Origin of the sequence: Nocardiopsis halophila DSM 44494 (assembly GCF_000341245.1) — a bacterium.
Lineage (GTDB): Bacteria > Actinomycetota > Actinomycetes > Streptosporangiales > Streptosporangiaceae > Nocardiopsis_A > Nocardiopsis_A halophila.
Map to the genome: position 1 here is coordinate 13,452 of NZ_ANAD01000088.1, position 19,443 is coordinate 32,894.

Consider the following 19,443-nt stretch of genomic DNA (forward strand, 5'->3'; position numbering starts at 1 on the left):
AGGGACGAGTGCTCGGTGAGGCCCCTGGTGCGGCTCTCTATCCCGTGCTGATGCTCGTGGCCGGCTCGGTGTTCGCGGCCTTCGCGCTGTACCGGGTCCGGCGGGCCCACGTCCTGGCAGGGGAGCGGTCGGGAGGCCGGGGCGGTGAACCCGGTGACGGGGAGCCCGGCGGTCCGCAGGGGCGGTCGGCGGCGCTCGGCGTCCATGAGGCCGCCTTCCTGGCCGGAGGCGCGTGGCGGACGGCCGAGACGGCGGTCGCCGAGGCCGTGTTCGGCGGTGGGGCGGCCGTCGACGGCAGTGGGCGTCTGGCGGAGTCGGCGGCCGGGACGGCGGCGGAGCCGGGCATGGAGCCGGAGCCCGGGACGGGCGCCTCGACGCCCGAGCCGTCCCCGGAGGCGCGGGCGGCCCTCGCCTGCCTGAGGGCGGAAGGGCCGATGGGGCTGGAGCGGCTTCTGCGCCGTCTGGAGCAGGAGGACGTCCCGGCCCGTGCGCGCGCGGCGGTGACCGGGCACGGGTACTTCCTGGGGAACGCGGAGGTCCTCCAGGCCCTGACCCGCCGGCGCTCGGTCCTGCGGGTCGGATGGCTTGGCATGGCGGCGGCCGGGCTGCTGGCGGTGGCGCTGCTCTTCGCCGGCGCACTGACCGGGGCCGTGTCCCCGGAGGGGGAGCGGTGGTGGGCGGGACCGGCGGGGGGCATGGCCGTCCTGTTCTTCATCATCGGGGCCGTCCTGCTCATCGACCGCCTCGCCGGGCCGGAGCGCCTGGCGCCGGTGACCCCGGCGGGGAAGAGGGCCCTGGCGGAGGCGAACGACGCGCTCGATGCCGAGGAGGCGGACGCGGGCGGGGCCGCGGACCCCTACGCGCGGGCGGTGCGCCTGGTGGCGCTGGACGGGCTCGTGGAGGCGGTGGCGCAGCACACGCACCTGCCGGGGAGGACGGCGCCGGAGCTCCTCACCGCTGCGCTGGGGGCGGTGGAGCCGCCTTCGTGGGCAGGGGAGCTCATGGAGACGGCGCTGGGCGACGGCGGCGGTCCCTGGCTCGGCGATGTCGGCTAGGTCCTGTATGGAGTTCCCCCGCCCGGCGTCTCAGGCGTTGATCTCGACGAAAGTGGTGCCGAATCCGCCGGAATGACAGCACTTTCGTCGAGATCATCGACGAGGGGGCGCCCACTCGGCGTTACGTCGCTGAACTCCGGACAGGACCTCGTACTGCGACGACACTTCCCCGAGGCGGACCCCGGGACCTGGTCCGTGGTGAGCGCGCCCCTCGACGGCGTCGATGGGTGGCCCCGCTGGGAGCTGCAGGTTCGCCGAGTCCTCGGCCGACCTGACGGTGCAGTACTAGGCCCTGTCCGAGGCTCCCCTGTCTGCCCCTGCGTCGTTGATCTCGGGGAACTCGGCCTCAAGTGGGCCTTCATAAGGCCGACTTCCCCGAGATCAACGGGAGTCCGGCCCGGGGGGCGCGGGCGGCGCGGCGCTCCCGTTCACGCTCGGCGCCCGCACCACCGCCCCGGGCCGAGGCCGTTCGGGTGCACCGCCGCACACCCGCCATGGCCGCCCTACGCCGTGTCCGCAGCCGGTTCGGCGTTCTCCCATGGACCATGTAGGGGCGCGGCACGCCGGGCAGAATCGCCGTATGGGACGGCTCGCACTTCGGCTGCAGGACACGCTCCGGGCGGCGGGAGAGCGGAGCGCCGCCTGGGCGCTCCGCAACGCCGAGAACGAAGAGCGCCTCAGGTACGAGGTGATGCGCGGCAGGCTGGACGCCGCCCTGCGTCGCCTGCGCTCGCTCCTCGAACGCGGGCGCCCGTGGGCACCGGAGGACCTGCACGCCCACGCGGACCTGATGGAGGACTACCGGGAGTGGTCCTGGGTGGCGCGGAGCGCGACCCACTCGGATCAGCTGGTGGAGGTGTACCCCAAGGTCCTGAGTGCCCAGCGCCGGGCGGCCAAGTGGGTGTGACCCGCTCTCTTCCCCAGTCTCTTCCCCAGGAGCGCGCCCCGTCACCGCTCACGGATGGGGCTGGTGGTCCGCCCCTTCGCAGGCGGTCCTCCCAACGCGCCGACGGTACGCCGCGCCGCGCTCGGCCGGTGCCCGGTCGCCCATCGGTCGCACGTGCCCGAACGCGCGGGCCCGTAAGCCGGCCTGCCCGGAGGCAGGGCCGGGGCCGTGTACACCGGCCGCGCCCGCGACGGCCCGCCTCGGTTCAGGCGCGTGCCCGGGTCTCCTCCTGCGTGCGCGCCGGGGAATCGCCGTCTTGGCGGCCGTGGCGGCGGACCTGGGCCGCTTCGGCCAGGGCCTTGGCGGTCTCGGCGCGGCGCTTGCGGCGCATGGCCGAGCGCACGATGCTCACCGAGGCCATGGCGGCGATGGCCGCCAGCGGTAGGACGAGCGCCTTCGCGGGCTGGCGCACCGGTCGGAACTCGGCGTCGCCGCCGCGGATGAGGAGGTACCCGGCCGGTTCGGTCTTGGAGAAGCCCTGGCCGCCCCCGCCGTCGCCGACGATGCGGAACGCGCGGCTGGTCCCGGCGCCGAAGGCGGAGAAGAAGCGGGTGCGGGCGACCGGGACGACCACGGCGCCGTCGTGCTCGATGGCGGGGCCGAAGACCGCCTCGGACCCGCTCTGGCGTCCGGCCTGATCGATGAGCCGCCCGAGGACCTGGAGGGTCGGGGCGGAGCGGATCAGGGCGTCGGCGGTGGTACCGCGGCGCGAAACGGAGTCGGGCATGATCGTCCTCTCGGCGGGGTGCGGTCCGGGCTCCAACGTACCCCCGGGGCCCCCGCCCGGCGCAGGACCGCGGCCGTGGCCGATACCGGTCCGCGGGCGCAGGGACTTAGGGAGGGGCGACGCCGGTCGCCCGGCCCGGCGCCCGGCCCCTCACCCGAGGAACGGGGCGCCGGCGGCCCGGGGACCGGACCGGGGTCCGGCTCCGGGGGCCGGGAGCGGCGCCGGGCGGTGCCGGTCGGCCTACGCCTCGGCGTCCTCCTCCAGGTCGGGCGCCAGCCCGCGGGCGATGACGTCCTCGGCGAGCGAGCGGCGCACCTCGTCGGCGTCCCCGATGTGGCCCGCGTGGCCGGTCCGTGCCCGCAGTTCCGAGCGGATCGCCTCGACGACGGGGGCGCACACCAGGACCTCCGCCAGCGGCGCAGGCTCCACGGCCTCACGCCACTTGCGCAGCTCCTCCAGGCGGCCGTGCTCGATCGCCTCATGGGTGATGTGGAACAGGGCGTCGACGGCGCGGGTGTGCGCCTCCTCCGCCTCGTCCATCAGGTCGACGTCGATGATGCGGACCGTGCGCGGCGCGTCGTCCCCCTCCGAGCGCAGGTGGTACACCTGCCAGGTGCGGCCGTTGGTGAGGATGATCCACTCGGCCCCCTCCTCGATCGCGAGTCGGCGCGCCTGCTGGATGTTGCGCGCGTCCAGGTCCTGGCCGCAGCGCTTGACCTCGATGGGCGCGAAGAGCTCGTCGTCGAGCTTGAGGGCGTAGTCGATCGAGTCGCCGCTGTTGCGGTACTCGGTGGTCATCTCCTCGTACTTGCTGAAGTTGAGCCCGTAACTGAGGAAGTCGGTGACCAGCATCCGGGTGTCGCCCTCGTTGGCGTCGCGCTCCACCAGGTCGGCGAGGGGACCGGAGAAGCGGTCGATGGCCGCCGCGAGCCGGTTCCGGGTGGAGGCCTCCCAGTTCAGGACGGTCGAGAATTCGCCGGTCCTGCTCATGACTTGGGTCGTTTCGGATTCCATCTGCGTCGTTGCGTCCGTTCCCGTGATCCCGAGGTTCTCGTGGTTCCACCGGCCCCGTCCCCTCCCTCGGAGTCCCGGGCACGGCGGACCAGGCGCCCGGCGGCGCGATCGGAGGGGAAAGGGCGACCCGGCGATGCTATCGCCCGTCGGCTCCGCCGTTCTCACCGCGTGCCCCGATGACCGCGTCGCGGGGACGGCCGGACCCGGCCGGAGGGCGTCGTCCCGGAATTCGCCGTTCGGGAAATATGGGAATCGAACGACCGGAAGAGAAGGCGAGCGGCGTTCCGAGAACGCCGTGCGGTTCCCCTTTCGAGGGGACCGTCGATCGCAATGCTCCCGTGCGCACCATGCGGGGCAGCCTCTCCGCAGCTCAGAAGGGGGCGCCCCGGCCATTCGGCGCGTCGGCCGCGCCCGGTCCTTCCGCAACGGCGCATGCGTCGCACCGAGCCCGCGTTGATCTCGGGGAAGTCGGCTTTACGAGTGCCCTGATAAGGCCGGTTTCCCCGAGATCAACGCGAGAGAGAGGGGTGGGGCGGGGCGCCGGACCGCTCGCGAGGGGGAGGGTTGTCCACAGGCGGGGAGAACGGTCCGCCGCTGCGGCGACGGCGGGCGCACAGTCGTGGCATGCGCATACGAGAGACCGAGATCAGCAACGTCATGACCACGGCCGCCGCCCAGTACGGGCTGATCAGCCACCGCCAGGCGCTGAGCTGCGGGCTCGACGACACCCGCATCCACCGGCTCCTCCGCCGGCGGGAATGGGTGATCGCCCTGCCCGACGTCTACGCGGTTCGCTCGCTGTCGGCCGGGGCCGAGGGGGCGCGCGGCGCGGACGGCGTCCGGCTGCGGCGGGCGGTCAAGGCCGCGCAGCTCGCCCTGGGGCCCGCGGCGGTGGCCTCGGGGCCCACCGCGGCGCGGCTATGGGGGATCAAGGGGCTTCCCCGCTGGAACGGGCGGGAGGTGCACATCACCCTGCCCGCCCCGTGCGGGGCGCCGGACCTGCCCGGGGTGCGGATCGGCACCCGGCTCGTCGGCCGGCACGAGGCCGCACGCAAGGACCGGCTGCGGGTCACCGCCCCGGGCCGGACCCTGCGCGACACCGTGCTGTGCACCGACCGGGCCACCGCCGTCGCCCTCATGGACTCGGCGCTCAACCGGGGGCTGCTGCCCTGGCGGGAGCTGCTCGCCCAGCCGACGCTCAACGCCTGCCGGCCCGGCGCCGAGGCGTCCGAGCCGTGGTGGAGGCTGGCCGATCCGCGGGCGACCACCCCGCTGGAGACCCGGATCCGGCTGCTGTGCACCGACGCCGGGGTCCCTCCCGACGACCTGTACCCGCAGGGGCCGGCCGAGGGCGGCGACCCCCTGCCGGGCAGGGCGGTACGGGCCCCGCTGTGGTGGAGGAGGGGGCCGCTCATCGTCGATCCGGTCGGGGCCGTGCCGCCCCGCCTGGCCGAGGAGCTGGAGGCGGCCCGTCCGACGGCGACCGTGCTCCGGCCCACGTGGGACGACCTGGCGCGGCCCGAGGTCCTGGTCGGCGCGGTGGCCGGTGCCCTGGGCGCCGGGCCCGGGCCGTGACCCGCACCCGCCTCGGGCCGTGCGGGGGGGGCGACGCCCCGGGCCGGTCGGCGGGGTGCTTCGCCCCGACTCGACCGCCCGCCGCCGCCTCGTCGATGACCGAGGCGGGAGTGCGGTCGTCCTCGCAGGAACGGCGGCGAACGGCAGCGAACGGCGGCACGTTCGCCTGGATCATCGCGCCGGGGGCTTCGACGCCCCCCTGCCCGACGGTGTCCGCCGGGGTGGCCGAACCTCCCCGTCCGGGCCGGGACGGGTGCCGCGCCTGAGGTCGGGCATCGTCGGCCACAGGCCGGGTCGACCAGGGATCGCGCCTCCGCCGGGCCGCCGAAGGCCTCCCGGCGAGGGCGGCGGTGCTCGCGGGAGGTGACGCCGCTCCAGTGAACGCGGCCCCTGCTCCGCCGACGCCCTCTCAGCCGCCGGACTGCACCACCGCGTAGCGGCCGCTGGTGCGCCAGCCGATGCCCTCGGCGTCCAGCTCGGCGGCGACCACCGGGTCCAGCCCGGCGACGGTGTCGGACTTGACCGTGCGCAGGGCGACCACAGGGGAGGGGAAGCCGCCCACGGCCTCGGCGAAGGGGGTGGCCGGGTCCCACCAGCGGTCGCCGACCAGGCGCCGGTAGTTCAGGTCGCCCTTGAGCACGGTGAGGGAGGCGGCGCCGAAGTCGGCCTCCAGGTCCTCGGGCATGGCCGAGTACGGCAGGGGCGCGCAGGAGAAGGGGTGGGCGCGCACGATGAGCGCGCCGGTGCGCAGGGCCTCGCGGAGCCGCTCGCCGCACGCCGCCGCCTCGCCCCCGGCGCGGCGCAGGCGCCCGAGCGCGGCCAGGACGTCGGCCATGGTCGCGTCGGAGACGAAGTAGGGGTGCGGTTTGAGGTGCAGGACGACCGAACCGGCGCGCCGGGTGGAGAGCAGGAGGTCGATCAGGGCCAGGTCGGGCAGCAGCTCACGGGCGGCGTTGTCGGCGACGAAGCAGACCCGCTCGGCGTCGCCGAGCAGGTCCCACAGGCGCCCGCTCTCGTCGGCGATCAGCCCCGCTCCGGGTCCGCCCGCGTCCGCCGCTCCCGCGGCCTCCGTCTCGGTCCCGCCCTGCTGGGACAGGGCGAATCCGAGGTCCGCGCGGTTGCCCCAGAGCGAGGAGAGCAGCAGGGCCCGGTCCCGCTCCTCCTCGGGCAGGCCGGCGACGGTGTCGAGGGCGCGCAGTTCGTCGTCGGCCTCTTCGGAGCGCAGCTCGGCGCTCTTGGAGGGTTCGAAGGGGTCCACCCCCTGCCAGGGCCCGGGCGCGAAGTAGCCGACCGCCCCGAGGAGGCGCCGGTAGAAGTAGCTCTCCGCCCAGAGGAAGGGGAGGTCGGTCCAGGGGACGCCGGTGTGCTCGTCCATCCCCCAGGAGACCCATGCCGCGCGGTCGTGGGCCTCGGGCCGCAGGGGCTGGACGTTTCCGGAGGTGATCTCTTCGAGCAGCAGATCGAGGCGGCCCCGCTGCGCCGGCGTATAGGGGTGGGCGTCGCGGACCTTGGCGATCAGCGCGGGGTGGCGCTCGGTGAGCACACTCCGGGCGTAGGACCCCGGCTCCCCGCCCATCACCACGGGTGCGCGGTCGGGCCCGTTGAGAGAAGTGTCGGCCATGCCCCCGGTCTACCGCTCGCGGCCACTCGCCTGCCACCCGCCGCGCGACGTGAATCCGGTCGCAGACGGCGGCCCGGGGCCCGCGCACCCCCTGCGGCCGTCCGTCCGGAGAACGGCCCCGGCCATCGATCGTGGTGGAATCGCCACGCGATGGCACATCGCGTGGCGATTCCACCACTATCGATCGGGGCAGCAGCCTCGTCCGCCGCGAAAGTCGGGGGTAGGGCCTGCCCCCTCTGAAAAGCTCAGTCGTCGACGTGGTGCGGCTCGGCCAGTTCCCGCAGGCGATCGCTCAACGCGTCCTCGTAGCCGTGGAGCACGTCGTCGTAGAGGACGAGGGCATCGGTGGCGAGCCGGGCGGCCTCCTCCCCGTAGCCGTAGTCGGCGAGGACGTCCAACGTGTCGATCGCCCGCCGGAGACGGTGCGTTCCGCTCTCCTCGGTGTCCCAGCCCTCGTCCGGGGTGAATTCCACGATGGCCTCTTCGAGCTCCGCGTACGCGGTCTCCGGGGCCTCGGCCATGCCTCCGGCCGCTTGGAGGCGGGCCAGCACGACCGGGTCGTCATCGGCGAAGTCGAGGAGTTGATCGACGAGCCATTCGGGTTCCTGAGCCGAGAGGAAGTCCTTCAGAGCCGGACCGGTCCCCTCGGTACCTCCTGTTGAGGGCTCGGGGAGGTCGGGCTGTCCGGCATCGATCCATGCCAGGGCCGTGGCGATGGCGTGCTTGCACCAGGGGGCGCCATCCCGGCCCAAGGGGCAGGTGCAGTCCTCGTGAGGGAGCCCTGCCCCGGTGGGGCGGAGGGTCACGCGGTACGGCCGGGTGCCCGAGACGATCGCGGTGACCTGGCCGGGGGCGGTGCGGAGGCGTTGGACGCGTCCGGACTCGAAGTAGCGCAGCCCGCGCGTGAACCAGGCGGGGTCGGTGGCGGAGCGGAGGTCCTCGGGGGAGAAGCGGGATCGCGTCACGACGCGAGGCTAACGCGCGGGGCGGCGCTCTCGCCCGGAGGCAGTGGAGAAGAAGGAGAAGAAGGAAAGGGGGACGGTGAAGGCGGGGCCCGCTCAGGCGGTGGTGGGCCTGGGGAAGAGCGGGGATTCGAAGACGGCCCAGACGGTGGTGCCGCCGCGGTCGTTCGGGTCGTACCCCCAGTCGTCGGTGACCGAGGCGACGAGGTGGAGACCGCGGCCCGTGGTGTGCTCCAGCGGGTCGCGGCCGTCCCGACGGGGGACCCGAGGGGCGTCGATGGGTCCGGGGCGGGGCGCGGCCCCCTCGTCCGCCACGGACACGAGGGTGAGTCCGGTGGCCAGGGTGCTGACGCCGATGTCGAGGGTGCCGTTCACCGAGCCGCTGCGGGGGTGGCGGGNGAGCTCGGAGACGACGAGTTCGGCGTCGTCGGCGACGCGCGGGTTGCCGGCGAGGGCGGCGCGGGTCATGGCGCGGGCGCACGGACAGTAGGAGATCCGGCCGGGCAGCGTCCAGAAGGCGGAGACGGTGGCGAGTCGCTCCCCGGGTGCGGTGGACATGCTCATGCCACCGCCTTCAGAGCGGGCCCGCGGGGCGCGGCGGCCAGTGCGGGGCGGACGGGGGCGTCGGGGACCTCCGCGAGGTGCTCGGCGGCGGTGGCGATCTGACCGGCGTCGATGAACGAGGAGCGGCCCCAGATGAACCACCTCCCACCGGAGGGGGCGTCCACGACGACCACGGGGACGGTGCGCCCCCGGTGCCGGACGTAGAGGACCGGGTGGTCGGTGGAGCCGAGAGCGAGCAGGGCCCGGCCGCCGCGTGCGCGGACGGCGGTGAGCAGGCGGGTGAGCAGGTGGCAGCGGGGCTCTGTGGACATGAGAAACCTCCGGAGTGACCCGTGCCGCGAGTGCGACACTCAGGGTGTCTGAGATCACTGCGAGCATACTCCGGGTGACACTCGACAACAACAGATTTTTCAGTGTTACCCGGATTGTTTGGAGGGGTCTACACTGCCGCGTATGCAGAGGAGCCACAGTCCGAGCGTTCGCCGACGCCGCCTCTCGGTGCAGCTTCGGAGGTACCGAGAGCAACAGGGGCTCACGGCGGCCAAAGCCGGGGCCGCGCTTGGGTGGCCGCAGCAGAAGATCTCGAAGATCGAGAGTGGGGAACAGAAGAGACTGCCGCCGGACGAGCTCGATCTTCTTCTCGACTTGTACGAGGTCGTCGACGCCGGCGAGCGGGAGGCCCTCCAGGAGTGTGCTCGCCTGGCCAAGGAGCGGGGGTGGTGGTCCAAGTACCGGAATGCCTTCCCTGGCGGTCTCCCTGACTTCGAGGCAGAGGCCTCGGTTATCAAGACCTTTGAGGGGCAGGTGGTCCCGGGGCTACTCCAGACCCCTGAGTACGCGGCCGAGGTCTTCCGTGCCTACAGGATCCGCCAGGACGAGGAGATCGAGCGCCTGGTCGAGGCGCGCATGCAGCGTCAAGCGATCCTGAACAAGGTCGATCCGCCGTACCTCACGGCTGTGATCGATGAGGCGGCGCTCCGTCGGAGGGTCGGCGGCCCGGACGTGATGGCCACTCAACTCCGCCATCTCAAGCACACGGCGTCGCGTCATAACATCGACATCTACGTGCTCCCCTTCGCCGCTGGAGCCCACGCCGCGACCACCGGGAGCTTCATGATCTTGGATTTCCCTGATCCGATGGACGCCAGTCTCGGCTACGTGGAGACGCCGACATCGAGCCTGTACATAGAAGATGAAGGCGAGCTGCGCGAGTTCAACTCCATGATGGGCAGGGCTCAGTCGGCGGCATTGAGCCCAGCTGGTTCACTTAGCCTGATCGACAAGGTGATCGAGTCCCTAGAAGAGTGAGCCGAGTGATTGAACGGCGCGGGTGGCGCAAGAGCAGCTACAGCGGTGGGCGTGAGAACTGCGTCGAGGTGGCCGACCTCCCCGGGGCCACGGGGGTCCGCGACTCCAAGTTCCCTGAGGCCGCTGTCCTAGCCTTCCCGCCCGCCGAGTGGAGCGCCTTCCTGGCTGGAGTCCGTGAAGGCTGACGCCCCCGGCCCCATGCGCGCTGAAGGCCCCGCCTGCGCCGGTGGTCCCAGGGGCGGTGGCCCCCCGACGGTCGCTGTCCTCCGGTGGGCCCCATCGGTGATAGAGAAGGGGCCGTGAGCATCTCATCCATGCAGGACCTTCTCGCCGACTTCGCCGAGCGCCGGGACTGGGGGCGCTTCCATACGCCCAAGAACCTGGCCATGGCCCTGGCCGGGGAGGCGGGCGAGTTGGCCGCCGAGTTCCAGTGGCTGGAGCAGGACGAGGCCCGGCGCGTGATGGAGGACCCCGACAAGGCCCATGCGGTCCGCATGGAGATGGCCGACGTCCTCAGCTACCTGCTGCGCATGTCCACGGTCCTCGGCGTGGACCTGGAGGAGGCCCTCAAGGAGAAGGTCGCCATCAACGAGGAGAGGTTCCCCGAGAAGCCGGCCTGAGGCCCCTGCCGGGCGGCCGTGTCGGCGGGGCGGGCAGCGGGGTGCGGTCGGGCGGGCCGTCGAGGCCGTGGGCGGTGTCATCGGCGGCGTCGTCCGCCGTGACGCCGAGGTCCTGGCGCATGAGGGTGCGCAGGACGTCCAGATCGCCCCACAGGTTCTGCAGCTCCCGCTGGGCGCGCTCGACGGACTCCTCCTCGTGTTCGAGGCCGTCGTTCAGTCGGCGGACCATCCCGTAGAGCCAGTTCAACTCGGAATTGACGTTGCCCGCGGCGACCAGGACGCGCTCGGGCGCCGTGAGCTGGATCTCGGAGTAGTCCTCCACGAAGGCCTTCCGCGCCTCGTCCAGGGCCGCCCACGGGTCGTCCGGGCGCTCCTGGCCGTGCAGGGCGTGCGTGCAGTGGCGGATCTGGGCGTGGAAGTGCCGCGCCTCGGCGTTGAAGGCGATGTAGGACGCGCGGCGGGTGGCCATCGCCGCGTCGGCCTGTTGGCGCTCGTGGTCGGCGGCGCGGGCCTGCTGCTCCCGGTCGATCTCCGCCAGGCGGGCCCGGGCAGCCAGGATCTGCGTGAACACGGCCGACCCGAGGGTGCCGGCGATTCCCAGGACGGCGACGATGATTCCCACGTACGGTTCGGACACGGCCTGCGACGGCTCCCTGATTCGGTGCGGGGCGAGGGCGCTTCCACGGCGCCTCGCATGTGCGGCGAGAGACCCTATAGGAAGCGGCTCGGCGTTCAGCGGCCGACCCAGTCCGGAAGGGGCTCGGCGCGGTCGCGCCACCGGTCGGGGATCCCCTCGATCCCGGTGCGCGCGGCGGCGACGCCGCCCGCGATGGCCGACGTCGTGTCGCGGTCGCCCCCGGCCTCCGCACAGGTGCGCACCGTCGCCTCGTAGTCGTCCAGCCGGGTCGCCGCCGTCCACAGCGCGAACGGGACCGTGTCCGGTGCGCTCACCCTCGACCCCGTGCCCAGCGCCCTGGCGGCGGTGTCGGACGGCGCCTGCATCAGGTTCCGGGCGTGGATCAGCCCCTCGCGCACCTGGCCACCGGGCGTCTGCTCGATCGCGGCCTCCAGGAGCTGTTCCCCGTCCAGGCCCCGGATCCCCGCGGCCGCCGACGCGGCGACCGCCACGGCCACCGCCCCGGCGACCCCCTCGTCGTGGGTGTGCGTCACTCTGGCCGACCGCGCCGCCTCGTCTCTCGCGCGCGCGAGGTCGCCGGCGAAGTACGCCCCCAGGGGCGCCACCCGCATCGCGGCCCCGTTCCCCCAGGAACCGCCGCCGCCGAACTGGGCGTCGGCCAGCTCCTTCCAATCGGCCCCCTCGCGGACCCGCTCCAGCAGTTCCCGCGTCGCCGCGCCGTACTTGCGCTCCGGGTCGTAGTGCTCGGCGAACGACCGGGCGAGCACATCGCTGTCCACCCGCCCCGCCCGCAGCAGCACGTCGGCGATGGAGCACGCCATGAGGGTGTCGTCCGTCCAGCGCCAGGGCGCGGGGGGCAGCTCCCCCGCGGCGTTCCGCGCCACCGCCGGGGAGAAGTGCCACTCCCCGAAGCCGTCGCCGATCGCCAGGCCCACCAGGGACGAGCGCAGGCGCCCGCACGCCGTCCTCCCGCCGGGCGCGGCGTCGTCCGGAGGGAACGGCACGGCCTCGCCGTAGGCCTGCTGCCGGGTGCCCCTCTTCCTGCTCTGGCTGTGCCCGCTCATGTACGTCGCCTTGGCCGCGCGCGCCGTGTCGTCCGTGCGCGCGCTCCGGGCCAGCAGGTCCAGTTCGGCGATCTGGTCGGCCACCTGGCGGGCGAGGGCCTCGGGCGCGGCGCCCATGTGCGAGCTCAGCTCCTGCCGCGCGCCCTCCAGCTCGGCCGCCGCCCCGCCGCGGTCGCCCCGCCGCAGCGCGTCGCTCGCCCGCCGCTTCGCCTCCTGCGCCTTCTGGTAGGCCTTCTCGGTGCTCACGGCGGGGTCGGCGATGCGGGACGCCGCCTCGTCGCCGGGCACGACGTTCACCGGCACCGGGAGCGTCACCGTGTAGGTCTCCAGCTCCGCCGGGTCGACATAGGTGACCTCCAGGGCCGCCACGGTCGTCGGCCCCGGGTCGGTGATGCCGCCCACGTCCATCCGCAGCAGCAGCCGCCGGTGCTCCCCCGAGTAGAAGTCCCCGAGCTCCACCACGACGTCCCCTCCGGGGAGCCGGTCGGAGGGCAGGCCGCCCAGCGGCTCGACCGCCCCCACCCGGGGGCCGACCCGCACCCGCAGCGACGCGGCCTGCGCCGTCTTGGCCAGCAGGTGGTCGACCTCCCCCTGCAGCAGACCCAGCGCGGTGTCGGGGTCCTCGGCGAACAGGGCGTCGCCCGCCCCGCCGTCGGCCACCGCCCCCAGCAGCTCCTCGTCGTAGCCCAGCCCGTAGCCCACGGTGGTGGTGGCGACCCCGGAGGCGTAGGCGGTCCGGGCGATCCCCGCCAGCCGGTCGTGCTCGGTCACCCCCTGGTTGGCGTGCCCGTCGGAGATGAGCAGCAGCGTGGCGCCCCGGTCCGCCGAGGCCCGCCGCGCCTCCTGCACGCCCCTCAGCAGCCCGCTGGACAGGTCGGTGGAGCCGCCGGCCCGAAGACCGCGGATCCGCTCCTTGACCGCGGCCTTGTCGGTCAGCGGCGCCGCCGGGACCAGCGCTTGGGCCTGGTCGGAGAAGACCACCACGCCGAAGCGGTCGGCCGGGTCCAGGCGGTCCACCAGCGCCATCAGCGCCCGCACCGCCCCTTCGAGCTTGCGCCCGGAGTGCATCGACCCGCTGCGGTCCAGCACCACCTGCAGTGTCGAGGGCGGGCGGCGCCCGTCCCCGGGGCGCTCGGGGGCGGTGATGTCGAGCAGGACCGTGACCTCGTCGCCGGTGTCCAGGGGGACGGCGTCGAATTCGAGGAGGGCGGAGACGTGCACGGCTCGTCCTTCCGGTGGGGCGCTGCCAAAGGGGACGTCACCGACCATCGTGCCCCGGCTCGCGGCCCCCTCGCGCCCGCCGCGGTGGCACGAACCGGCCAGCTGGGCCCTCCGGGCCGCCCGGCGGGCGCTCCTCACCGCCGCGGCCGTCCGCGGCGCGCGCCAGGGGAGAGGAAGGCGAAAGGAGGTGCCGGAGCGCACTTCCGTCCGGAGAAGGAAATTCGGGGAGGGAGGAAAGCCTCTATGAATGAATCGTTCCCCCGGTGCTACGATGCGTCTCCGCGAATCGGCGAGGAGGGTGCATGCACAGCGCTCAAGCGGAACTCGTGTGGCAGGGCCGCATTCATCTCGGGGACGAGCCGGGTGTTTACGGGGACGCGGCGTACTCCGGCCTCGCCATGGAGCTCCCGCTCACGCTGGCCAAGACCGACCCGAGCGGCCCCGACACCACCGCACTGCGCCTGAGGACCGAGGGCGTGGCGACGTTCGCCGGATATCCGGGGCACGCCGTCACCGTGGTCCTCTACGAAGAGGACCAGCCGAACCACTTCACCGAGACCCTTCTTTCGAGCGCTCTTCTGACGAGTGCCGACAATAATAAGATCAATGTTCCCGTCGATCTTTCCGGTGTCGCGTTTCCGGCGCGGGTGAGTGTTCGGGTGCGCGTCGACACCGAGGTTCCCCCGGGCCTGTACGACGATTTCGTGGTCGTCCGCCTGGAGAACAGGTCGCCGCAGTTCACATTCGTCGCTTCCTTGGGATTCACCGCCTGAGCGGCGGCGGAGGGGAGCCGGCCGCGGGCCCGGTCCCGCACGCCCTGGTGCACACCCACGCCAGCTCCTGGCACGACGGGGGCGCGGCCCTGCTGGACCCCGCAGGGGAGGTCACCGCGCTGGCCTCCGAGCGCGTCGGCGACCGGCGCAAGCACAGCTGGGACTCCCGCCTGGCCTACCGGCACCTGCGCTCCCTGCCGGGCTACCGGGCGTTCTTCGGCGGCCCCGGCGACCGCGCGGTGGACAACTCCGGCGGTCTGGTCCGCGAGGGGCACCACCTCTTCCACGCCGCGAGCACCTTCTACACCTCCGGCCTGCCCGACGCGGCGGTGCTCGTGGTGGACGGCCAGGGCGACTGCGGGGGCCTGCTCACCGGGACCTCCCTGTGGCGGGCGGGACCGGACGGCCTGGAGCCGGTGGAGCGGCTCTCGACCGCCGACGGGGGCTTCGTCGCCGACTCGCTCGGCCACTTCTACACGGCGGTCGGCGCGCTGGCCGGTGCGGGCCGGATGCACGAGGAGGGCACCACCATGGCGCTGGCCGCCCACGGGCGGCCCTCGCGCTTCACGGAGCTGGTGCGGGAGTGGGCCGGGACCGCCGCCGACGGCACCTACCGGGTGGACCCGCGCTTCACCCGCGCGGTGCTGGCCAACACGATGGGGCGGTGGTACTTCGGGTGGCCCGCCCCCGCCCCGCGCGAGCAGGCCGTGTGGGACGCCTTCGCCGCCGCGCGCGGGCGGCCCGTGCAGGCCGGGCGGTTCGGCAGGGACGACATGGACATCGCGCACGCCGGCCAGGCCGTGCTGGAGGAGATCCTGCTGGGCCTGGTCCGCCGGGCGCACCGGCTGGTCGGCGGTGACCGGCTCTGCCTGGCCGGCGGGGTCGCGCTCAACTGCGTGGCCAACGGCCGGATCGTCCGCGAGGGGCCGTTCGGCGAGGTGTTCGTGGTGCCTGCGCCGGGCGACGACGGCCAGGCCCTGGGCAAGCTGATGCACGAGGTGCACCGGCGCGGCCTGCCGGTCGACACCGCCCTGCGCACCGCCTACCTGGGGCCGCGCTATGCGCCGGAGGCGGTCGAAGCGGCGCTGCGCCGGTTCGGCGACCGCGTGCGGCACGTCCGGCCGCCCGAGGCCGAGCTGGTCGAGGAGGCGGCGGAGCGGCTGGCCGCGGGCCAGGTGCTCGGCTGGTGGCAGGGGCGGTCCGAGCTGGGCCCCCGGGCGCTGGGGCACCGCAGCATCCTGGCCGACCCCCGGCGCCCGGGCATGAGCGCCCGGATCAACGGGTCGGTGAAGCGGCGCGAGTGGTTCCGCCCGCCGGCCCCGATGGTGCTCCAGGAGCGGGCCGCCGACTTCTTCGACCTGGACCGGCCCGCCCCCTTCATGGAGCTCGCCGTCCCGGTCCTGCCGGAGCGGCGCGCCCGGATCCCGGCGGTGACCCACGTCGACGGCAGCGCCCGGGTGCAGACCGTCCGCCGCGACCAGGACGAGCGCTGCGACCTGCTGCTCCGGTGCTTCGCCGCGCGCACCGGGGTGCCGGTTCTGCTCAACACCTCCTTCAACCGCAGGCACGAGCCGCTCGTCGAGACGCCGGACGACGCCTGCCGCGCCTTTCTCGCGATGGACCTGGACGCCCTGGTGCTCGGCGACCGCCTGGTGGTCAAACGCGGCTGAGCCGGGGCGGCGGGGGCAGGGCGGGCACCGACCGTTCGCGGTGCTCCCCCGGCAGGGCTCCCCTGAGCGGTCCGGGACGACCGCGGACGCGACCGCGCCGCAGTGTCCGGGAGGCCGGCCTCGGCCCGTGCCCGGGCCGGTGCTCCCGGGGGCGGCAGTGTGAAGCGGTTGGAGGGCGGCCCCGGGTGGTCCCGGGGGCCGGACGGCGATCAGCGCGCGTCGGGCCAGGAGGGCAACCGCTCGGGGAGCAGTGGTCGCAGGGGGCGCAGGATCAGGACGTCGCTGTCGGCCGCGGAGCCGGGAAGCGGGCCTTCGGCCCGCACCCGTGCGGGCCCCCGGGGTCGGCACCACTGTGAGGAGGGCGGCCGGCCCCACCGGCGTGTCCTATCCCGCTGGGGCGCCGATCAGTGAGCGGCGCGCGTCGGACCAGGAGCGCAGCCGTTCGGGCGGCAGGGTCCGCAGGACCAGGGCGTCGGCGTCGGCCGGGGCCGACACGTCGGTGCCGTCGGGCAGGAAGATCGCGCTGCGGCCCAGGTAGACGGTGCCGTCGGGGTCCGTGCCGTGCCGGTTGCAGAAGACGCTGACCACCTGGTTCTCCACGGCGCGCGCCCGGTGGAGGATGCGCAGCAGGTCCACGGACACCGCCGACGGGCTCAGGACCGCCGCGGCGCCCTCGGCCGCCGCGGCCCGGGCCGGGCCCGGGTCGGCGATGTCCATGCAGATCTGCACCGTGCAGGGCAGCCCGGCGACGTCGACGACCCGGTGCCGGGTGCCGCCGGCGGTGAAGGCGGCCCGCTCGGGGCCGAACAGCCGCACCTTGTCGTGGACGGCGGACGGCCCGTGCGGACCGATGGCGACCGCCCGGTTGACCCACCCCCGGGAGCACCGCACGGGCAGGCTGCCGACCAGGCGCAGGCGCCGGTCGGCGGCGGCCTCGGTGAGCGGGCGGAGCAGGTCGGCCAGCCCGTCGGCGGGGAAGCGCTCGTCCGGACTCCGGTAGGGGCCGAGGAAGAACTCGGGGAGGACGACGACGGCGCCGTCGAGCCCGTCGGCCGCCTCCGCCCCGCCATCGCCGTAGGTGTCGAGGGCCGTGCGGACGGCGGCGATGTTCTCCCGCGCGCTGCGCGCCCCGGGGGCGAACTGGAAGAAGCCGATCCTGATCGCGGCGGCGGGACCGCCTGCGGGATCGCTGCCCGGAACATCGGCAGGCCCGGCGGAACGGCCGGCTGCGGGAGGGGGCTCGGGGTCGGGCGTCACGGTTGTCGGGGCCTCGGGGTCGCGGTGCCGGTGCGCGGCACGGGACCGCGGTCGCCGGTGCCCGCGCCCATGGGGGCGCGGAAGGGCCGACGGCGCGGTGGGACGGGTGCGGGACGATGCGGGGATGCGGTCGGGACGGCATGTGCGAAACGGACACCGAGCAGGGCCGTGCCGAGCCGCACCAGGCCGTTCCGGGCCGCCGAGCGGTCGGTCCGCGGCCGGAACCGGCCGTACGTTCGGTAATGCTAGAGCCGTCCCGCACCGTGGGCCACCTGCGCACCGCCGGGGGCGCCCGACCGGGCGTGGCGTGGGCCCCGGTGCAGGCTTGCCGGAATCCCCCGCGGGTGCGGGAGCAATCCGGCACACTTGGGCCGGTGCGGACAGATGGTGAAGCCGATACCGAGGCCGAATCCGCCCTCGCCTTCGGTCGCGCCCTGCTGGGCGCCTCAGCAGAGCAGCCGGGAACGGGCGCGGTCGCGTTGCGTCATGCCCGGCTCCGTGTCCTCGGAGTGCCCGCGACGGTCTTCTTCCGGGCGGATGCCGGTGAGCTCGACAGGCGGGCGAGAACAGGGCAGCCGCCGATCCTGAGACTGGGCGTGCTCGAAGCGCTGATGGGCCTTCCCCTGGGGGAGCCGGTTCCGGAGAGCGCCCTGAGCGAGCGGGAGCGCTGTCTCTTGCGGGCCGCCCCGGCGACGGCGGTGAGCAGGCAGGGCGGGTACGTCGTCCGCCGCGCCGCGACGCCCCTGCGCGTAGAGCTCGCCGTGGTCGAGTCGCCCCACTGGCACACCGCGCTCCGCCGTGCGGGACGCTTCCCCCCGACCTGCGCGCGCGCCGCGATCGCCGGTCGCCGCCCTAAGGACGAGGCCGTCGCGGCCGCCGAGGCCGACTACTACGGAATCGGCCTCGGGACACGCGGGTGCGGTGCGGAGGGCAGCGGCACGGACGGGGGCGGTGCGCACGCCTGCGGCCGCACCGGATGCACGGGGGTGCACCTCCTCGTCCCGCCGGCCCCCGCGCGGCGCCGCTGGACCCCGGTGGCCTGGAAGCTCGCCGAAACGGTGCTGGGGGCGTCGGAGCGCCGGGGCCTCCTGGCCTCAGAGGCGTCCGCGGCGCGGCTCGCGTCCCGCCCAGACGCGTAGCGCGGCCGAGGGCCCGAACGTGCGCCCGGGGCGTCCCGCGGCCTCATTGAGCCCTGCGATCTCGGTCAGGGCCCGCCGGCAGTACTTCTGCCACCGCTCCTTGGCATCGGCCTCGTCGGCGGCGCGCATGATCCACTCCCACAGCGCCGACCAGACCGCGTGGTTGTGCCGGTGGGCGCCGTGGGTGTCGACCGCGTCGGTGAACGTGGTGAGCGGGCGCCGGCCGTCGGCCGACCCGTTGGCGGCGCCCCACTCCAGGCACGCCCCACAGGGGCACAGGGGGGCCTCGGCGCCGTCGAACGCGGTGGCGATGGTCTCGCCGTAGTGGTAGCTCAGCGCGCGGGGGAGCAGGACGGCCGGGTCGCGCCTGCGGGGGCCGGGGCCCCGGCGGCCGGGGGTGGGGCCGTGCCGGGCGGAGGCGGAGTCGCCGATGGAGGCGAAACCGGCGCCGTGGACCATGGCGTCCAGGGCGGCCAGGTCCGAGCGGAGCAGGCCGATCCCTGGGACGGACGAGACGACCTCCCTGAGGTTGGCCGCGGCCTCGGCGGTCGAGAGCGGGTCGTGGGTCGCGCACAGGACGAGCGCCTTGGGGAGGGGGACCTGGCGGAGCATCGAGATCAGGTCGTGGTGGTGCGGGGCACGCAGCCAGCGCGCGTCGACGGGCAAGGAGAGCAGCACGTCGTCGCCGCTGATCTCCAGTGCCCGTTCGGCCACGGCTTCGAGCGATGCGAGGTCGCCCGTCGAGAGGAGGGCCGTGGGGGTGACGGCCATGGTCGCCCCCTGCATGCGCTGGCGTTCCAGCTGCTCCTCCAGGCCGTCCGCGGCCATCAGGGAGGCCTCTCCGGTGTCGAAGGGGCGGTCGGGGGTGGCGACGTGCTTCTCGTACGCGGACGGATCGATCAGGACGGGGCCGGTGAAGGGCCGGTCGCGCAGGACCGCGGCCTTGTTCTCGGCGGCCTTGAGCCCGCAGAAGACCAGGCCCCCGTCGACGGGGGAGACGTCGTCGAACGGGGCGGGGTCGACTCTCTTGACCTGGAGCATGAGGTGCCCGTCCAGCGCGCGCGGGACGGAGCCGGGGGCGTGGGCGCCGTGCGGGAGAAGGGGCATCAAGGCCTCCTCGCGGGTGCGGGCGGAGGGAGGGCACACGGAGCGGGGGACGGCACACGGAGACGGCACGTGGAGGAGGTTCGGAGGTCGCGTGAAGGGACGGCACAGGAAAGTCGGTCGATGAGGTGATGCCCGAGCGCGCGCGGAAGCCCGGCCGCTGGCGCGATGCGGTCACGACCCGCG

19 protein-coding genes are annotated in these 19,443 nt (G+C 74.4%); 9 read left to right on the top strand and 10 right to left on the bottom strand.

Going from position 1 to position 19,443, the window contains the following annotated elements:
* Positions 1 to 50 precede the first annotated feature (50 nt).
* Positions 51 to 1,055, top strand: a complete 1,005-nt coding sequence (locus tag D450_RS0111895) for a hypothetical protein (RefSeq protein WP_241483129.1) — start codon at positions 51 to 53, stop codon at positions 1,053 to 1,055.
* A gap of 580 nt (positions 1,056 to 1,635) precedes the next feature.
* Positions 1,636 to 1,962: a hypothetical protein gene (locus D450_RS0111900; protein WP_017538891.1), complete on the top strand. Its 327-nt coding sequence runs from the start codon at positions 1,636 to 1,638 to the stop codon at positions 1,960 to 1,962.
* A 244-nt stretch (positions 1,963 to 2,206) separates the two neighbouring features.
* On the opposite strand, the gene D450_RS0111905 is transcribed toward D450_RS0111900, so the two are convergent.
* Together D450_RS0111905 and D450_RS0111910 are read right to left on the bottom strand one after the other, a co-directional pair.
* On the bottom strand, positions 2,207 to 2,728 hold the full coding sequence (locus D450_RS0111905; protein ID WP_017538892.1) for a hypothetical protein: 522 nt from the start codon (positions 2,726 to 2,728) through the stop codon (positions 2,207 to 2,209).
* 240 nt (positions 2,729 to 2,968) lie between these two features.
* Positions 2,969 to 3,718, bottom strand: coding sequence for a hypothetical protein (locus D450_RS0111910; RefSeq protein ID WP_017538893.1), 750 nt, complete (start codon positions 3,716 to 3,718; stop codon positions 2,969 to 2,971).
* Between the two features lie 648 nt (positions 3,719 to 4,366).
* Here D450_RS0111910 and D450_RS0111915 point away from each other — a divergent pair.
* Positions 4,367 to 5,317: a transcriptional regulator gene (locus D450_RS0111915; RefSeq protein WP_026128504.1), complete on the top strand. Its 951-nt coding sequence runs from the start codon at positions 4,367 to 4,369 to the stop codon at positions 5,315 to 5,317.
* 409 nt (positions 5,318 to 5,726) lie between these two features.
* Here the strand turns inward: D450_RS0111915 and D450_RS0111920 are convergent, their stop codons facing one another.
* The 4 genes from D450_RS0111920 to D450_RS0111935 form a co-directional block, all read right to left on the bottom strand.
* A complete protein-coding gene (locus tag D450_RS0111920) occupies positions 5,727 to 6,938 on the bottom strand; it encodes a damage-control phosphatase ARMT1 family protein (protein ID WP_017538895.1) in 1,212 nt (403 codons plus the stop codon).
* Positions 6,939 to 7,183: 245 nt separating this feature from the next.
* Positions 7,184 to 7,903 carry an SWIM zinc finger family protein gene (locus D450_RS0111925; protein ID WP_017538896.1) on the bottom strand — a complete coding sequence of 240 codons (720 nt, stop codon included), beginning with the start codon at positions 7,901 to 7,903 and terminating at the stop codon, positions 7,184 to 7,186.
* A 93-nt stretch (positions 7,904 to 7,996) separates the two neighbouring features.
* Positions 7,997 to 8,464, bottom strand: a complete 468-nt coding sequence (locus D450_RS0111930) for an ATP-binding protein (RefSeq protein WP_017538897.1) — start codon at positions 8,462 to 8,464, stop codon at positions 7,997 to 7,999.
* Complete coding sequence (locus D450_RS0111935) at positions 8,461 to 8,775, bottom strand: hypothetical protein (RefSeq protein WP_017538898.1); 315 nt, start codon at positions 8,773 to 8,775, stop codon at positions 8,461 to 8,463. The genes D450_RS0111930 and D450_RS0111935 overlap by 4 nt, the downstream gene beginning before the upstream one ends.
* 142 nt (positions 8,776 to 8,917) lie before the next feature.
* Between D450_RS0111935 and D450_RS0111940 the strand changes: the two genes are divergently transcribed.
* The 3 genes from D450_RS0111940 to D450_RS0111945 all read left to right on the top strand — a co-directional run bounded on the left by D450_RS0111940 (position 8,918) and on the right by D450_RS0111945 (position 10,392).
* Entirely contained in the window at positions 8,918 to 9,772 is an 855-nt protein-coding gene (locus D450_RS0111940) for a helix-turn-helix domain-containing protein (RefSeq protein ID WP_026128505.1), read from the top strand.
* Positions 9,769 to 9,957, top strand: coding sequence for a DUF397 domain-containing protein (locus D450_RS32440; protein ID WP_394296822.1), 189 nt, complete (start codon positions 9,769 to 9,771; stop codon positions 9,955 to 9,957). Before D450_RS0111940 ends, D450_RS32440 begins: the two co-directional genes overlap by 4 nt.
* Positions 9,958 to 10,086: 129 nt before the next feature.
* Positions 10,087 to 10,392 (top strand): nucleotide pyrophosphohydrolase, encoded by a 306-nt coding sequence (locus tag D450_RS0111945; RefSeq protein ID WP_017538900.1) that lies wholly within the window; start codon positions 10,087 to 10,089, stop codon positions 10,390 to 10,392.
* On the opposite strand, the gene D450_RS0111950 is transcribed toward D450_RS0111945, so the two are convergent.
* On the bottom strand, positions 10,358 to 11,029 hold the full coding sequence (locus tag D450_RS0111950; protein WP_017538901.1) for a hypothetical protein: 672 nt from the start codon (positions 11,027 to 11,029) through the stop codon (positions 10,358 to 10,360). The genes D450_RS0111945 and D450_RS0111950 overlap by 35 nt on opposite strands.
* A gap of 95 nt (positions 11,030 to 11,124) precedes the next feature.
* Positions 11,125 to 13,314, bottom strand: a complete 2,190-nt coding sequence (locus tag D450_RS0111955; RefSeq protein ID WP_017538902.1) for an ADP-ribosylglycohydrolase family protein — start codon at positions 13,312 to 13,314, stop codon at positions 11,125 to 11,127.
* Between the two features lie 302 nt (positions 13,315 to 13,616).
* Here D450_RS0111955 and D450_RS0111960 point away from each other — a divergent pair, with 302 nt between their 5' ends.
* Together D450_RS0111960 and D450_RS0111965 are read left to right on the top strand one after the other, a co-directional pair.
* Positions 13,617 to 14,087 (top strand): hypothetical protein, encoded by a 471-nt coding sequence (locus D450_RS0111960; protein ID WP_017538903.1) that lies wholly within the window; start codon positions 13,617 to 13,619, stop codon positions 14,085 to 14,087.
* 47 nt (positions 14,088 to 14,134) lie between these two features.
* The gene (locus tag D450_RS0111965; RefSeq protein WP_017538904.1) at positions 14,135 to 15,757 is read left to right on the top strand and encodes a carbamoyltransferase family protein; all 1,623 of its coding nucleotides are present in this window, start codon (positions 14,135 to 14,137) and stop codon (positions 15,755 to 15,757) included.
* A 384-nt stretch (positions 15,758 to 16,141) separates the two neighbouring features.
* Here the strand turns inward: D450_RS0111965 and D450_RS0111970 are convergent, their stop codons facing one another.
* On the bottom strand, positions 16,142 to 17,014 hold the full coding sequence (locus tag D450_RS0111970) for a carbon-nitrogen hydrolase family protein (protein WP_017538905.1): 873 nt from the start codon (positions 17,012 to 17,014) through the stop codon (positions 16,142 to 16,144).
* A 596-nt stretch (positions 17,015 to 17,610) separates the two neighbouring features.
* On the opposite strand from D450_RS0111970, the gene D450_RS0111980 reads away from it, so the two are divergent.
* Positions 17,611 to 18,153 (top strand): hypothetical protein, encoded by a 543-nt coding sequence (locus D450_RS0111980; protein ID WP_241483130.1) that lies wholly within the window; start codon positions 17,611 to 17,613, stop codon positions 18,151 to 18,153.
* Here D450_RS0111980 and D450_RS0111985 read toward each other — a convergent pair.
* The gene (locus D450_RS0111985; RefSeq protein ID WP_017538907.1) at positions 18,109 to 19,260 is read right to left on the bottom strand and encodes a hypothetical protein; all 1,152 of its coding nucleotides are present in this window, start codon (positions 19,258 to 19,260) and stop codon (positions 18,109 to 18,111) included. The two genes, D450_RS0111980 and D450_RS0111985, sit on opposite strands and share 45 nt — an antisense overlap.
* Positions 19,261 to 19,443 lie beyond the last annotated feature (183 nt).

Coding starts and splice junctions, on each gene's coding strand:
- D450_RS0111895 (WP_241483129.1), top strand. CDS start 51: ATGCTCGTGGCCGGCTCGGTGTTCGCGGCCTTCGCGCTGTACCGGGTC.
- D450_RS0111900 (WP_017538891.1), top strand. CDS start 1,636: ATGGGACGGCTCGCACTTCGGCTGCAGGACACGCTCCGGGCGGCGGGA.
- D450_RS0111905 (WP_017538892.1), bottom strand. CDS start 2,728: ATGCCCGACTCCGTTTCGCGCCGCGGTACCACCGCCGACGCCCTGATC.
- D450_RS0111910 (WP_017538893.1), bottom strand. CDS start 3,718: ATGAGCAGGACCGGCGAATTCTCGACCGTCCTGAACTGGGAGGCCTCC.
- D450_RS0111915 (WP_026128504.1), top strand. CDS start 4,367: ATGCGCATACGAGAGACCGAGATCAGCAACGTCATGACCACGGCCGCC.
- D450_RS0111920 (WP_017538895.1), bottom strand. CDS start 6,938: ATGGCCGACACTTCTCTCAACGGGCCCGACCGCGCACCCGTGGTGATG.
- D450_RS0111935 (WP_017538898.1), bottom strand. CDS start 8,775: ATGTCCACAGAGCCCCGCTGCCACCTGCTCACCCGCCTGCTCACCGCC.
- D450_RS0111940 (WP_026128505.1), top strand. CDS start 8,918: ATGCAGAGGAGCCACAGTCCGAGCGTTCGCCGACGCCGCCTCTCGGTG.
- D450_RS0111945 (WP_017538900.1), top strand. CDS start 10,087: ATGCAGGACCTTCTCGCCGACTTCGCCGAGCGCCGGGACTGGGGGCGC.
- D450_RS0111960 (WP_017538903.1), top strand. CDS start 13,617: ATGCACAGCGCTCAAGCGGAACTCGTGTGGCAGGGCCGCATTCATCTC.
- D450_RS0111985 (WP_017538907.1), bottom strand. CDS start 19,260: ATGCCCCTTCTCCCGCACGGCGCCCACGCCCCCGGCTCCGTCCCGCGC.